At 67.9% G+C, this 14,282-nt stretch carries 10 protein-coding genes and 1 tRNA gene; 9 read left to right on the top strand and 2 right to left on the bottom strand.

Going from position 1 to position 14,282, the window contains the following annotated elements:
- Window positions 1-48: 48 nt before the first annotated feature.
- Window positions 49-141: transfer RNA gene (locus ASE67_RS14210), tRNA-Ser, on the bottom strand.
- A gap of 165 nt (window positions 142-306) precedes the next feature.
- On the opposite strand from ASE67_RS14210, the gene ASE67_RS14205 reads away from it, so the two are divergent.
- A complete protein-coding gene (locus ASE67_RS14205) occupies window positions 307-1,035 on the top strand; it encodes a DUF1134 domain-containing protein (protein WP_082457147.1) in 729 nt (242 codons plus the stop codon).
- Between the two features lie 162 nt (window positions 1,036-1,197).
- Here ASE67_RS14205 and ASE67_RS14200 read toward each other — a convergent pair whose 3' ends face one another.
- A complete protein-coding gene (locus ASE67_RS14200) occupies window positions 1,198-2,529 on the bottom strand; it encodes a dihydroorotase (protein ID WP_055762669.1) in 1,332 nt (443 codons plus the stop codon).
- Between the two features lie 45 nt (window positions 2,530-2,574).
- Between ASE67_RS14200 and ygfZ the strand changes: the two genes are divergently transcribed.
- From ygfZ to ASE67_RS14160, 8 genes are all read left to right on the top strand, one after another.
- On the top strand, window positions 2,575-3,318 hold the full coding sequence (gene ygfZ / locus ASE67_RS14195; RefSeq protein WP_055762667.1) for a CAF17-like 4Fe-4S cluster assembly/insertion protein YgfZ: 744 nt from the start codon (window positions 2,575-2,577) through the stop codon (window positions 3,316-3,318).
- A 44-nt stretch (window positions 3,319-3,362) separates the two neighbouring features.
- A complete protein-coding gene (locus ASE67_RS14190; RefSeq protein WP_055762663.1) occupies window positions 3,363-4,586 on the top strand; it encodes a threonine synthase in 1,224 nt (407 codons plus the stop codon).
- Between the two features lie 115 nt (window positions 4,587-4,701).
- Window positions 4,702-6,042: a GntT/GntP/DsdX family permease gene (locus ASE67_RS14185; protein ID WP_055762659.1), complete on the top strand. Its 1,341-nt coding sequence runs from the start codon at window positions 4,702-4,704 to the stop codon at window positions 6,040-6,042.
- Window positions 6,039-7,313 carry an MFS transporter gene (locus ASE67_RS14180; RefSeq protein ID WP_055762656.1) on the top strand — a complete coding sequence of 425 codons (1,275 nt, stop codon included), beginning with the start codon at window positions 6,039-6,041 and terminating at the stop codon, window positions 7,311-7,313. Before ASE67_RS14185 ends, ASE67_RS14180 begins: the two co-directional genes overlap by 4 nt.
- A 29-nt stretch (window positions 7,314-7,342) precedes the next feature.
- Window positions 7,343-8,392: a LacI family DNA-binding transcriptional regulator gene (locus ASE67_RS14175; protein ID WP_055762653.1), complete on the top strand. Its 1,050-nt coding sequence runs from the start codon at window positions 7,343-7,345 to the stop codon at window positions 8,390-8,392.
- A 236-nt stretch (window positions 8,393-8,628) separates the two neighbouring features.
- Entirely contained in the window at window positions 8,629-11,070 is a 2,442-nt protein-coding gene (locus tag ASE67_RS14170) for a TonB-dependent siderophore receptor (protein ID WP_235511919.1), read from the top strand.
- Window positions 11,070-13,079 carry a glycoside hydrolase family 97 protein gene (locus ASE67_RS14165; RefSeq protein WP_055762646.1) on the top strand — a complete coding sequence of 670 codons (2,010 nt, stop codon included), beginning with the start codon at window positions 11,070-11,072 and terminating at the stop codon, window positions 13,077-13,079. The genes ASE67_RS14170 and ASE67_RS14165 overlap by 1 nt, the downstream gene beginning before the upstream one ends.
- Before the next feature lie 116 nt (window positions 13,080-13,195).
- A complete protein-coding gene (locus ASE67_RS14160) occupies window positions 13,196-14,278 on the top strand; it encodes a hypothetical protein (protein WP_156348622.1) in 1,083 nt (360 codons plus the stop codon).
- Window positions 14,279-14,282: the final 4 nt, after the last annotated feature.

Here is a 14,282-nt window from a genome sequence, read left to right as displayed (position 1 = left end):
GGCCGATCCGGCCTGAGCCCATTTCGATTTTTCGGAGAAGCCGCCGGCTGGCGGAGACGGAGGGATTCGAACCCTCGGTAGGAGTAATCCCCCTACGGCGGTTTAGCAAACCGCTGGTTTCAGCCACTCACCCACGTCTCCCAAGCGCGCGATGCTGCCTGGAGAGCGGGCCTATAGCGGGGGAATGGGGATCGATCAACACCCTACATTGATCGTAATTCGACGCCGATCGACCGCGCGTTCATTGCAGGGACAGCTAGTGGACGCCTATCGTGGGTCGACGGGCATGATTGCGGGGAATGATTGATGAAACGGCTGATCGGGTGGATGGCGCCGCTCATGGTGCTGGCGGTGCCGGCACAGGCGCAGGTGCGAACCGTCGACCCCAACGACGCGATCGATGGCGACCTGACCCCGCAGCAGCGGGCTCCCGCGCCCACGCCGCGATCCAGCGTGCCGCCGGCCTATCAATCGCCACCGGTCGAGCCGCAGCAGCAGACGCCGCCGCCCGTGCAGCAATCGCCCAGCACGACCGCGACGTCAGCGGCGAACGAGACGTTCGAGCGCGAGGACCTGATCGGTGCGGCCGAGGGTGTGTTCGGGCGCGGTGCCGAGGGGCTGGCCGGCATCATCGAGAATATCCTGAAGGACCAGGGCAAGCCCAACGCCTATATCGCCGGGCGCGAGGCGGCGGGCGCGTTCGTCGTCGGGCTGCGCTATGGTTCGGGGGTGATGAACCACAAGGTCGAGGGGCAGCGACCGGTCTATTGGACCGGGCCGTCGGTCGGGTTCGACGTGGGTGGCGACGCGACCAAGGTCTTTGTGCTGGTCTATAATCTGTATGACTCGCAGGAGCTGTACAAGCGGTTCCCGGCGGCCGAGGGGCGGGCCTATTTCGTCGGCGGATTCTCGGCGAGCTATCTGCGGCGCGGGGATGTGGTGCTGATCCCGGTGCGGCTGGGCGTCGGCTGGCGGCTGGGCGCGAATGTCGGGTATATGCGGTTCAGCGAGAAGCAGCGGTGGCTGCCGTTTTAAGGCGCAGCGGGGCCGGCGCCTGCCGGACTCCCGCAAGCCCGGCCGGCGGCTGCAAGCCGACCGACGACGCGGGCTTTGCCCGCGGCGCTGGCCATTAAAAAGAAAGAAGCGGGACCCCGGATCAAGTCCGGGGTGACGATAGTGGTATCGTCCTGATCCCCGTCAGCCCCCCGGAAACGCGGTCGATTCGAACCGCACTGGCGCACCCTGTGCCTCGCCGACCAGCTGCGCTTCCCACATCGCGGTGTTCCCGCGCACGATCGTCCCGATCGGACGGCCGGTCAGCGTATCGCCGGTAAAGGGCGACCAGCCCGCGCGCGAGGCGAGCCAGCTTTCCTCGACGGTCCAGCGTTGCTTCAGGTCGACGACGGTGAAGTCGGCGTCGTAACCGAACGCGATCCGCCCCTTGCCGGCCAGCCCGAAGATGCGCTGCGCCCCGGCACTGGTCAGGTCGATCAGCCGCTGGAGCGTCAGCCGTCCCTCCGCCACATGGTTCAGCAGCAGCGGGAGCAAGGTCTGCACGCCGGGCATGCCGCTGGGCGTGGCGGGATAGGTCTTGGCCTTTTCCTCGATCGTATGCGGCGCGTGGTCGGAGCCGATGACGTCGGGCACGCCCTGGTTCAGCCAGTGCCAGAGGCCATCGCGATGCGCGCCCGACCGGATCGGCGGGTTCATCTGGGCATAGGTGCCAAGGCTCGGATAGGCCTCTTCACCGGCCAGCGTCAGGTGCTGCGGCGTGACCTCGCACGAGGCGATATCCTTGTTCGCCCCAAGGATCTCCAGCTCAGCCGGCGTGGTGACGTGGAGGACGTGGACGCGGCGGCCGGCTTCGCGCGCCAGGCGCAGGATGCGGCGGGTGGCGATCAGCGCGCTTTCGTCGTCGCGCCAGACGGGGTGCGAGGCGGGATCGCCGCTTACCCGTTCGCCTTCGCGGGCGATCATCCGCATCTCGTCCTCGGCATGGATCGCGACGCGGCGATGGCCGGAGCGCAGGACGTGCAGCAGGTCGGCATCCTCGGACACCAGCAGGTCGCCGGTCGACGATCCCATGAAGACCTTGACCCCCGCCGTGCCGGGCAGGCGCTCCAGTTCGGCGAGATGGTGCGCGTTGCGCGCGGTCGCGCCGACGTAAAAGGCGTGGTCGCAATACATCCGGCCCTTGGCCCGGGCGAGCTTGTCGGCGATCGCGTCCTCGGTATCGGTCGCGGGCTTGGTGTTCGGCATTTCGAACACGGCGGTCACGCCGCCCATCACCGCCGCGATCGATCCGGTGGCGAGGTCTTCCTTATGCTCCAGCCCCGGCTCGCGGAAATGGACCTGCGTGTCGATGACGCCGGGCAGGATGTCGAGGCCGGTGCAGTCGATCGTCTCGCCCGCGTCGCCGCTCACGCCGATGCCGGCGATGCGGCCGTTGGTGACGCCGATGTCGACGCGCGCCGGGCCGGAGGGAAGGTGGACGGTGCCACCGGTGAGCTTGGTATCGAAGGTCGCCATTGCCGCCTCTTGTAGCCAGGGGGTGGGCCGTCCTACCTGTTGGCCATGACCATGAACACCCCCGAAACCCGCCCCGGTACCTGGCTGTCCGACCGGGCGGTGCTGCGCATCGGCGGTGCGGAAGCACGCCCGTTCCTGCAGGGACTGGTGACACAGGACATGGGGGCGGTGACGCCGGAGACGCCCAAATGGGCGGCGCTGCTGAGCGCGCAGGGCAAAGCGCTGTTCGATTTCATCCTGTGGGCCGATGGCGACGATATCCTGATCGATTGCGAGGGCGAGGTCGCCGAGGCGCTGGCCAAGCGGCTGACGCTGTATCGCCTGCGACGGGCGGTGACGATCGAGCGCAGCGACATTGGTGTCCACTGGTCGCCCGAGGGCACGGACGGCGTGACCGACCCGCGATTGGCGGCACTCGGGCGGCGGTGGCTGGCCCCGGCGGGCGACGCGGCGAGCGGCTGGCGCACGCACCGGCTGCGCTACGGCGTGACCGAGGGGCGGGCGGAGCTGGGCGACGGGCAGACGTTGTGGCTGGAATGCAATGCCCGCGAACTGCACGGTGTCAGCTTCACCAAAGGCTGCTATGTCGGACAGGAGAACACCGCGCGGATGAATTATCGCTCGACGGTCAACCGGCGGCTGGTGGTGGTGCCGACCGTCGAGGCGGGGCCGCGTACGCGGATCGTCTATCCGGAGTTGGGCTTGGCAGTCGAACACCGCCGCATCGACGATCTGGGCGAGGCGCTGCGGCCCGACTGGCTGGCGGCGGCACTGGTCGAATCGGCCTGAGCGGGGCGCTGGACCGGGGCGAGCGCGGCGTTACAAGGTTGGTCATGCATGATAATCTGACCGCCGATCGCCCGACCTTCGTCACCCATCTCGAGTGCTCGATGACCGGCGAGCGTTATGCCGCCGACACGCTGCACAATTTGTCGAAGGCCGGTCGGCCCCTGCTGGTCCGCTATGACCTGCCGGCGGTTGGCGAGGCAGTGTCGCGCGACACGCTGTCGGCGCGCGATACCGATCTGTGGCGCTGGCGCGAATTGCTGCCGGTGCGCCGGGCCGGGAACATCGTCAGCCTGGGCGAGATCGAGACGCCGCTGATCCCGATTCCCAAATCGGGCGGCGCGCGCGTGCTGGTGAAGGACGAAGGGCGCCTGCCGACCGGCAGCTTCAAGGCGCGCGGGCTGGTGATGGCGGTCGCGATGGCCAAGGAACTGGGCGTGCGGCGTATCGCCATGCCGACCAACGGCAATGCCGGCGCGGCGCTGGCCGCCTATGTCGCGCGAACGGGCATCGAGACGATCGTCTTCTGCCCCGAGGATACGCCCGAGGTGAATGTTCGTGAGATCGCGGCGCAGGGCAGCCGGGTATGGCGGGTCAACGGCCTGATCGACGATTGCGGCGCGATCGTCGCCAAGGGCGCGGCGGAGGGGCGCTGGTTCGATTTCTCGACGTTGAAGGAGCCGTACCGGATCGAGGGCAAGAAGACGATGGGCCTCGAACTGGCGGCACAGCTTGGCTGGCGCGTGCCCGATGCGATCTTCTACCCGACCGGCGGCGGCACCGGGCTGATCGGCATGTGGAAGGCGTTCGACGAACTGGAGGCGCTGGGCTGGATCGGGTCGAAGCGGCCGCGCATGTATGCGGTGCAGGCGTCGGGCTGCGCGCCGATCGTGCGCGCGTTCGAAGCCGGGCAGGAGCATGCCGACCGCTGGGAGGATGCGCATACCGTCGCGGCGGGCATCCGCGTGCCGCGTGCGGTCGGCGATTTCCTGATCCTGCGCGCGGTGCGCGAGAGCGGGGGCAAGGCGCTGGCGGTCGGCGACCCGGCGATCCTGAAGGCGGTGGACGATTGCGCCCGGCGCGACGGACTGCTGCTGTGTCCGGAGGGTGGCGCGACACTCGCCGCCTATACCCAGGCGCTGCGCGATGGCGAGGTGGATGCGGACGAGGAGGTCGTCCTGTTCAACTGCGCCACCGGCCTCAAATATCCGATGCCGCCCGCAACCGCGACGCTGGACCGGCACGCCGCCATCGATTTCGACGCGCTGTAGCAGCAGGCGCCCGCCGATCGCCGGTTGACCGGCCCGCCCCACCGTCTAGCGTTGTCAAAACGACAGGCGCGATGGCGCGGGTGGGGAGCGGACGGATGAGACAGGCGATCGCGCGATGATCGAACCATGGCGCACGCTGCTGATCGTCGGCCTGTCGATCGGCGCGGTCATCCTGCTGGTGCTTCGGCTACGGTTGCCGGCGTTCCTCGTGTTGTTGATCGTGGCGCTGGCGACCGGGCTGGCGTTCGGTGCCGAACCGGCGCGGGTGCTGGCGGCGGTGCGAAAGGGGTCGGGCGAGGCGCTGGGCTTCGTCGCGGTGGTCATCGGTCTGGGCGCGATGCTGGGCGGATTGCTGGAGGCATCGGGCGGGGTCGCGACGCTGGCCAACCGGCTGCTCGACCGGTTCGGCGAACGCCGCGCGCCATGGGCGCTGACCGCGATCGGCATCATCGTCGGCATTCCGCTGTTCTTCGATGTCGCCTTCATCATTCTCGTGCCGCTGCTCGCGACGCTGTCGATCCGCGCGGGGCGGCGGGTGATCTATTTCGCGCTGCCGGTGCTGGCGGGACTGATGACGATGCACGCGCTGTTGCCGCCGCATCCCGGCCCCGTCGCGGTCGCCGAGCTGCTGGGCGCCGATTACGGCCTGTTGGCGCTGTACGGGCTGATGTGCGGCATTCCGGCGGCGATCCTGGCCGGGCCGGTTTTTGCGCGAATGGCGCATGGTGCGCCGGGCTGGGGCGGTCATGCCGTGCCGCCGACCAATGACGAAGGGGTGCCGCGCCTGTCGCCGCTCGGCTTTGGCTGGGCGCTGGTCGGGATGCTGGTTCCGCTGGTCCTGATCCTGACGGCGGCGGTCGCCCGGGTCGTGCTGCCGGCCGGCGGGCTTCGCGACGGAATCTCGTTCATCGGCCATCCCTTCGTCGCGCTGGTGCTCGCCTGCCTGCTGGTGACCGCCGTACTGGTGCGGGGCGGTACGCCGATGCAGCTGGCCGCCGATGTGATGACCCGCGCGCTGGCACCGGCCGGGTTGATGGTCCTCGTCGTCGGTGCGGGCGCGGCGTATAAGGAAGTGCTGATCGAATCCGGCGCCGGGCAGCAGGTGTCCGACATGGTCGCGACCGCGCAGCTACCGATCCTGTTGTTCGCGTTCCTGATCGCCGGCTTCGTGCGGGTGGCGCAGGGGTCGGCGACGGTGGCGATGGTCACCGCCGCCGGGCTGTGTGCGCCGATCATCACCGCCGCCCAGCTGTCGCCCGGCCGCATCGCGCTGGTGACGATCGCGATCGGCGGCGGCGCGTCGATCGCCAGCCACGTCAACGACACCGGATTCTGGCTGGTGAAGCAGTATCTGGGGCTGACCGAGGCGCAGACCTTTCGCAGCTGGACTATCGCATCGACCATCGCCGGCACCGCGATCTTTGCGATGGCCGCAATGCTATGGTCGTTCGTGTGAGGCGACCGCGCCGGCGGCTCAAGGGGTTCGACCTCAGCGTCGGCTATTTCGGACTGCAGATCGCGTTCGGGATCCAGAGCGCCAGCCTCAGCCGCGTCTTTCAGGGGCTGGGCGCATCGGTCGATCAGCTGGCGATCCTGTGGCTGGCGGGGCCGGTGACCGGGTTGCTGGTGCAGCCGGTGGTCGGCGCGCTCAGCGACCGGGCATCCACGCGGTTCGGGCGGCGACGGCCCTATATCCTGCTGTCGGCGCTGGTGGTGATCGCCGCGCTGGCTGCGCTGCCGCTTGCGCAGTCGCTGGTGGTGGCGGTGGCGGCGATCTGGCTGCTGGAGGCGGCGATGAACGCGCTCCATGCCCCCTATCGCGCGCTGGTCGCCGACACGCTCCCGCCCGAGGATCATGCCGGCGGCTATGCGATGCAGACCGTCTTCATCGGGCTGGGCGCGCTGGCCGGGGCATGCGCGCCGATCCTGCTCGCGTGGGGCGGATGGTCCAATATCGCGCAGCCGGGGGAGACCGCGCCGTCGATCCGGGTCGCGTTCCTGTCGGCGGCGATCGCGGTCGCGCTGTCGGTCGGGTGGACGGTGGCGCGGGTGCGCGAGCCTGCCATGCCGGTGCCGGCGGCGCAGGCATCCGTCGATCGCCGCGCCGCGTTCGCCGCGCTGTGGCGTGCGCTGCGTCCGGTCGCCGCCATCCAGTTTCTCAGCTGGTTCGGCCTCTATCTGCTGTGGGTCTATGCGACGCCGGTGATCGCGGCGGAGCTGTATGGCGCGACCTCCCCCTATGATGCCGCCTATGCGCGGGGGGCGGATTTTGTCGGGGTGCTGTTCGGGACGTATAATGGCATCGCGGGGCTGTTCGCGTTTCTATTGCCCGGCCTGTTCCGGCGGTTCGGGGTCACCCGCGTCCATGCGGTGGCGCTGGTGGCAGGGGCGCTGGGGCTGGGCGGGCTGGTGCTGATCGCGCATCCGGTCGCGCTGGTCGGTTGCGCGGTGCTGATCGGCATCGCCTATGCCTCGATCCTCAGCGCGCCGTTCGTACTGGCCGGGCGGGCGGTGTCGAGTGCGACGGCGGGCACCTTCATCGGCGTGATGAATATCTTCATCGTCGTGCCGCAGCTTGTCGCCGGGCTGAGCATGGGCTGGATCATCGCGCATGTCCTGGGCGGGGTGGCGTGGCCGGTCCTGCCATGGGCGGGGCTGATGATGCTGGCCGGGGCGATCCTCTGCCTATGCCTGCCGACGCTGGACGAGGATGTCGTTGCGCCCTAGTGCAAGGAAATGCAACGATTGGGCGGACGATGGCACGGGTGAAGCGGGGCGGGCCGACGCTGGGCGGGATCGCGGCGGAAACCGGCGTGTCGGTTGCGACGGTATCGCGGGTGCTGACCGGGCATAGCGCGATCAGCGAAGAGACGCGCGAACGGGTGCTGAGCGCTGCCGATCGGCTGGGCTATGTCCATGTCCCGCAACGGGTGCGCCGCGCCGCCCCGGCATTGTCCGAACAGATCTGCCTCGTGGTGCCGGTCGCGACCGCGCATGGCAGCCAACTGGCCAATCCGTTCGAACTGGCGCTGATCGGCGGGGTCGGTACCGCGCTGCGCGAGCGGCGGCGCGATGTGTCGATCGTGTGGCAGACGCCGTATGACGATGCGACGCTGGCGCAATTCCTCGACCAGAGCGGCTATGCCGGCACGATCTTCCTCGGCCAGTCGCAATTCCACGATACGCTCGACCGGTTTGCGGCGGCGGGCACGCCGCTGGTCGCGTGGGGTGTCGAGGTCGCCGGGCAGCGCTATTGCTCGATCGGCAGCGACAATCACGAGGGCGGGTTTCAGGCGACGGCGCATCTGTTGCGCAAAGGGCGGCGGCGGATCGCCTTTATCGGCGCGATGCCGCCGATCGCGGCCGCGCGCACCCCGTTTTCGCAGATCGCGATCCGGCTGGACGGCTATCGCGCGGCGCTGGCGGCACACGGTGTCGCGTTCGATCCTGCCATGGTCCAGACGCCGACCGCCGGGCGGTTCGAAGGGGCGGAGGCGGTCGACAACCTGCTGGAGCGGGGTATCGCCTTCGACGCGATCGTCGCCGCGTCGGACCTAGTGGCGCTGGGCGCGATCCAGACGCTGCGCCAGCGCGGGGTGCGCGTGCCGGAGGATGTCGCGGTCATCGGTTACGACGATATCGACGCCGCCGCGCTGTCGACGCCGGGGCTGACCACGATCCGGCAGGATGTCATCAAGGCGGGCAACCTGCTGGTGTCGAAGCTGCTGCGCATCATCGATGGCCACCGTGCACCGTCCGAACGGTTGCCGACCGATCTGGTGATTCGCGAATCTTGTGGGCGATGACGTAACGCTTCCGTGCAAAATAATCGTACTGTCTGACGGTAAGTGTTTATCGAACAATCAGAAAAACTCAGCGCATCGCGCGCATCCATGTAAATTGCAATCGATTGCAAAATATCGTTGCATAAGATTGCAGCGAGGCGCACCTTCGCTCCATCGGATGACCGCCCGACAGAGGCGTCTTGGAGGGGATTATGATGCGCGCAGGTCGTTACATGTTCTTGGCAACGGTTGCGGCGATGGTACCGCTGGCGCCGGCGATGGGGCAAACGGCCCCGGCCACCGCCGCGACACCGGCCGATCCCGCCGCCGACGTGCCGCAGGACAGCAGCCTCGGCTTGGACGAGATCATCGTCACCGGCACCCGCACCGGCGTCCGCAAGTTCGAGACGTCCTACGCCATCACCACCATCGATCCGCTGGCGATCGCGCAAAAGGCGCCGCTCGGCATCGCCGACCTGATCGCGTCGACGCCGGGCATCTATGTCGAAAGTTCGGGCGGCGAAGTCGGCAACAACGTCTATTCGCGCGGGCTTCCCGCCGACAATTACCGCTATCTCCCGCTGCTGGAGGATGGCCTGCCGGTCTGGGAAGAAGGCGCGGGTGCCTTCACCAATGCCGATGAATTCTTCCGCGTCGACGGCACGATCGATTCGCTGCAGATCGTGCGTGGCGGTTCGGCGTCGATCACCGCGTCCAACGCGCCGGGCGGTGTCGTCAACGTCCTGACCAAGCGCCCGACCCGCACGTTGAAGGGCATGGTGAAGGGTGAGGTCGGCGACTGGGACCATTATCGGCTGGACGCCAACGTCTCGGGGCCTTTGACCGATCGGCTGTCGTTCACGATCGGTGGTTTCTACCGCGAGGATAACGGCCTGCGGAACCCTGGCTTCACCGGAAATCAGGGCGGGCAGTTCCGCGCCGGCCTGCAATATGACTTCGCCGACAGTGGTTCGCTGTTCGTGAGCTATCGCAAGCTGGACGACAAGAACATCTTCTACACCGCCATCCCGCTTGCCAGCCCCAGCAAGGGGTTGCCGGGCCTGGACGCCGGCACCGGCACGCTGGTCAACACCGATTTCGCGCGGCTGACCGTGCCCGACGGCAATGGCGTGTTCGGCAAGCGGGTCGATCTGACCCAGGGCATCCATACCGATACCGACACCTTCACCGCGATCCTGAACAAGCCGCTGGGTAACGGGTGGGAGGTCAATAACCGCACCCGCTACACGACGGGCCTGATCGATTTCAACGGGCTGTTCAGTTCGGGCGTGGCCACGTCGCAGCAGTTCCTGAACGATGCGTTCAACCGCATCCTCGCTGTGCGTCCCGACACGACCCGCGCCGTCTATCGCAACGCGCTGACCGGGGAGACGGTGGCGGCATCGGCGCTCGGCAACCAGCTCGCGCTGACGCAGAGCATCTTCAACACCGTCGTCGATGTCGAAAACGTCATCAACGACCTGAGCGTGACGAAGAAGCTCGACACCGGCATCGGCCGCCACACGCTGACCGGCGGCTATTATTTCAGTCAGTTCCACCAGACGCAGAACTGGAACTGGAACGATATCGTCGTGGAGGCGATCAACCGCCCGCGCTATTTCGATGTGGTCGGGTTGAACGCGGCGGGGCAGCAGACGGTCGCGCTGACGAAGAACGGGCTGCTCAACCTGCACAGCAACCTGCAACGCTTCCGCGACGATGTGACGATCAACGCCTTCTACCTGACCGATGCGTGGCAGGTGACCGATGCGCTGCGCATCGACCTGGGCGCGCGGTATCATCATGTCGCGAAGCAGGGCACGATCGCACAGACGACGCGCGCCAATCTGGGCGATGCGACGACGATCGCCGACGACAATGTGCTGGTCTTCACCGGCGCCGACACGCCCTATCGCTTCAAGACCGGGCAATGGGCGTTTTCGGCGGGCGCGAACTATGAATTCGACAAGCGCGTCGCCGCCTTCGCCCGCTACAGCCGCAGCTTCCGGGTGACGCCGGAATTCGTCCAGTGGTTCGGCGGGGTGCCGGTCGAAAACCGCATCGACCTGATCGAAGGGGGCGTGAAATATTCGACGCGGCCTTTCTCGGCCTTCGTCACGCTGTTCTACAATAAATTCCCCAACATCGCCTTCCAGACGATCGTCGCCGGCCCCAATGGACAGGCGCAGACGATCAACCAGACGGCGGCAGCGGAATCGAAGGGGGTCGAGGTCGAATTGTCGCTGCGTCCGGCCGACGTCTTCGAACTGGCGGCGAGCGGCAATTACCAGAAGATCAACTATACCAGTTTCGCCGGACAGGATGCGAGCGGGGCGTTCGATTTCAGCGGTAACCAGATCGTGCGCCAGCCGCAGGTGCAATTCTCGATCCGTCCGACGCTGCATCTGCTCGACGACCGGGTGAACGTGTTCGGCGAGGCGGCCTATACCGGCAAGCGTTATGTCGATGTCGCCAACACCATCGTCCTGCCGAACTATACCGAGGTACGGCTGGGCGCGAACTGGAAGATCAGCGACGCGTTGCAGGCACAGGTGGTCGCGACCAATTTGTTCAACGAAGTCGGCCTGACCGAAGGCAATCCGCGCGCCGGATCGATCATCGGGGTGCAGGAAACCGCGTTCCAGGGCCGCCCGATCTTTGGTCGTCGTGTCCGCGCCAGCCTGACCTTCACCTTCTGATGCGCACGCGGTTGGGCATGATCGTCGGGCTCGCGGCACTGATTGCGGCGACCCCGGCGCTGGGGCAGGCGTGGCAGACGGTGACCTCGCCCGATGGCCGGATCGCGGTCGATTGGGCCGTCGACAAGGGCGAGGCGGTGTACCGCGCGCGCTATGACGGCAAACCGATCCTCGACCGGTCGCGGCTAGGTTTCCGGTTCAGGGATGCCCCGCCGCTCGACACCGGGCTGACGCTGGTCGCCAGCCGCCCCACCGCGCTCGATCGCCCCTGGACCCAGCCATGGGGCGAGCGGCGGCAGATGCGCGAGCATTATCGCGGGCTGGTCGCAACGCTCGCCGCCGCCGATGGCCGGAGGCTTGGCATCGAGTTTCGCGTGTTCGACGACGGCTTCGGTTTTCGCTACACGCTGCCCGGCACCGCGCAGCAGCCTTTGGTCGTGACCGACGAGGCGACCGAATTTCACTTCGCGCAAAATTACCGCGCCTGGTCGATCCCGGCGTATCGCGAGAAATATAGCGAATATGAATATAGCCGCTCAGCGCTGTCGGCGATCCAGACCGCGCAGACCCCGCTGACGCTGGAAGGCGACGGCGTGGCGATGGCGGTGCATGAGGCGGCGCTGGTCGACTTTCCGTCGATGAACCTGCGCATGCCCGAAGAAAACAGCCGGACGCTGAAGGCCGACCTGTCGCCCTGGTCCAATGGCGATCGCGCGCGGACGCACGGCGGGGCGGTAACGCCGTGGCGGGTGGTGATGGTCGCGTCCGATGCCGCGCATCTGGCGGATTCGACCATCGTGCTGAACCTCAACGATCCCAACCGGCTGGGCGACGTGTCGTGGGTGAAGCCGGAAAAATATATCGGCATCTTCTGGGCGATGCACACCGGCCTGCTGACCTGGGAGCCGGGGCCGAAGCTGGGCGCGACCACTGCCCGCGCCAAATCCTATATCGACTGGGCGGCGAAGCACGGCATCAAGGGCGTGCTGGTCGAGGGGTGGAATGTCGGCTGGGACGTCCCCGAATGGTGGAAGAACGGCCACTCGCGCTTCGTCCTCGACCGCGCCCAGCCCGCTTTCGACATGGCCGAGGTGTCGGCCTATGCCCGCGCGAAGGGCGTCGACCTGATCGGGCATCATGAAACCGGCGGGCAGGTGAAGGACTATCTGCGCCAGCTCGAACCCGCACTCGACTATTACAACCGCTACGGCGTGCGATCGATCAAGCTCGGTTATGTCGGCACCCGGCTGGACGAGACCGAATGGCCCGACAGCCAATATGCGGTGCAGAGCCTGCAAACCGTGGTCGAGGCGGCGGCGCGGCATCGCATCGCGCTGTTCCCGCACGAACCGGTCAAGGACACCGGGCTGCGCCGCACCTGGCCCAATCTGATGAGCCGCGAGGGCGCACGGGGGCAGGAATATAATGGCGGCAGCCCGGACGGTGGCAATGCGCCCGATCATACCACCATCCTGCCCTTCACCCGGCTGTTGTCGGGGCCGCTCGACTATACGCCGGGCGTCGTCCGGTTCGATTACCGCGCGACCCGGCCGGACAATCGCGTCCCCTCCACCATCGCCAACCAGCTGGCGCTGTACGTCGTGCTCTACAGCCCGGTGCAGATGGCGGTCGATTTGCCCGAACATTATGACGACCATGCCGATGCGTTCCGCTTCATCCACGACGTGCCGACCGACTGGGAGGAAAGCCGCACGCTGCAGGGGGCGATCGGCGACTATGCCGTCGTCGCGCGGCGCGATCGTAATGGACCGGACTGGTATCTGGGCGCGATCACCAACGACACCGCGCGCACGCTGAGCGTCCAGCTCGATTTTCTGGACAAGGGCGCGCGGTACGAGGCGATTATCTATGCCGATGGCCCCGGTGCCGACTGGCGCACCGCACCCGAGCGGCTGGCGATCCGGACGCAGGCGGTGACGGCGGGGGATCGCCTGTCGATCGATCTGGCACGGGGGGGAGGACAGGCGATCCGCTTCCGCCGGTTGTAATCGCGTTTTGCCGGTTGCCGCGCGGCGTCGCTTTCCGGCAGGGTCGGCATCCGGGCAAGGGGCCCGGTGCGGGAGATCGGCGGATGCGGCGTGGCGGGTTGGCGATTCTGGTCTGGATGCTTCCCCTGTCCACCTTGCCGTCGGATGCGCAGACGGCGCGCGCGCCGGCCGCCGAAGCCGCGCCGTCGGCCGAGATCGGCGGGGCGGATGCGGCGCTGGCAGGGCATTATTACCTGTCGGGCGTGATGGAAACGGGGTCGGAGCTGCTGCTCAAGCCCGATGGCCGGTTCGAATGGTTCATCAGCTATGGCGCGGTCGATCAGGTTGCGAAGGGGCGCTGGGGCCGCACCGGCCGGACGGTGACGTTGGTTGCCGATCGCGCGTCGCCCGACACGCCGCTCATCCGTGCGGACCAGATGCTGCCATGGGATGCGGAGGTCGAGCGCCGGCTGCGCGATGCCGCATGGTCGCACGCGGCGGAGCGGATTGCGGCGCGGTGCCCATGGGGCGCGGACGAGGCGACGACGGCGATGATCCCCTCCGCTCCTGGCCCCGGCGGGGGAGCGGCGGCGGCACGGGCCGAGGCCGCGAAGCGCACTGCCGAACAGGCGCGCGACGCGGCGACCCGTGCGATCGCCGCCGCCGTCAAGCTGCCGGACGATGGCGCGAAGCGCGACGCCGCCGATGCCGCGATGGAGGCATGGTATCGCGCGCATTTTGCCATGGAGCAGGCGTTTCAGGCGGCGGGCGTGCCGGTGCCGGCGATGGCTGCGCCCGTCCTGCCGCCCGAATGCCAGCCGCCGCCGCGAGAGGACGTCGCCGCGCTTGCCCCGGCGCAGTGGCAACGGGCGGTCGCCGTGCTGGTGGGCGATCCGGCGCGCGACCTGCGGCTGTCGAACGTCGGCGTGACCTTCGTCTTCAGCGATGGCCATCGCGACCAGGCGGAGACCGGCCGTGGCGGCTGGGCCTTCGCGCCGCGCCGCGCCGGGGCGGCGGTCGACCGGCTGGTCGTCACCGTGCCGCAACCCGGCTTCACTCCCGTCACCCTGCCGATCAAGCCGCTGGCCGAGGGGGTGCAGACCATCATCGTCGATACGGGCCAGCTGGCGGCCGCACCGTTCGACCGCCTGCGCCTGACCGTGGCCGGCGAAAATCTGCTGCCCGAGGCGATGCCGCAGGGGCGCTACGCGCGGCACTGACGCT

Source organism: Sphingomonas sp. Leaf23 (assembly GCF_001421585.1).
Taxonomy (GTDB): domain Bacteria; phylum Pseudomonadota; class Alphaproteobacteria; order Sphingomonadales; family Sphingomonadaceae; genus Sphingomonas.
The sequence above is the reverse complement of the archived record's forward strand: the minus strand, read 5'-3'. Positions and strand labels throughout refer to the sequence as shown.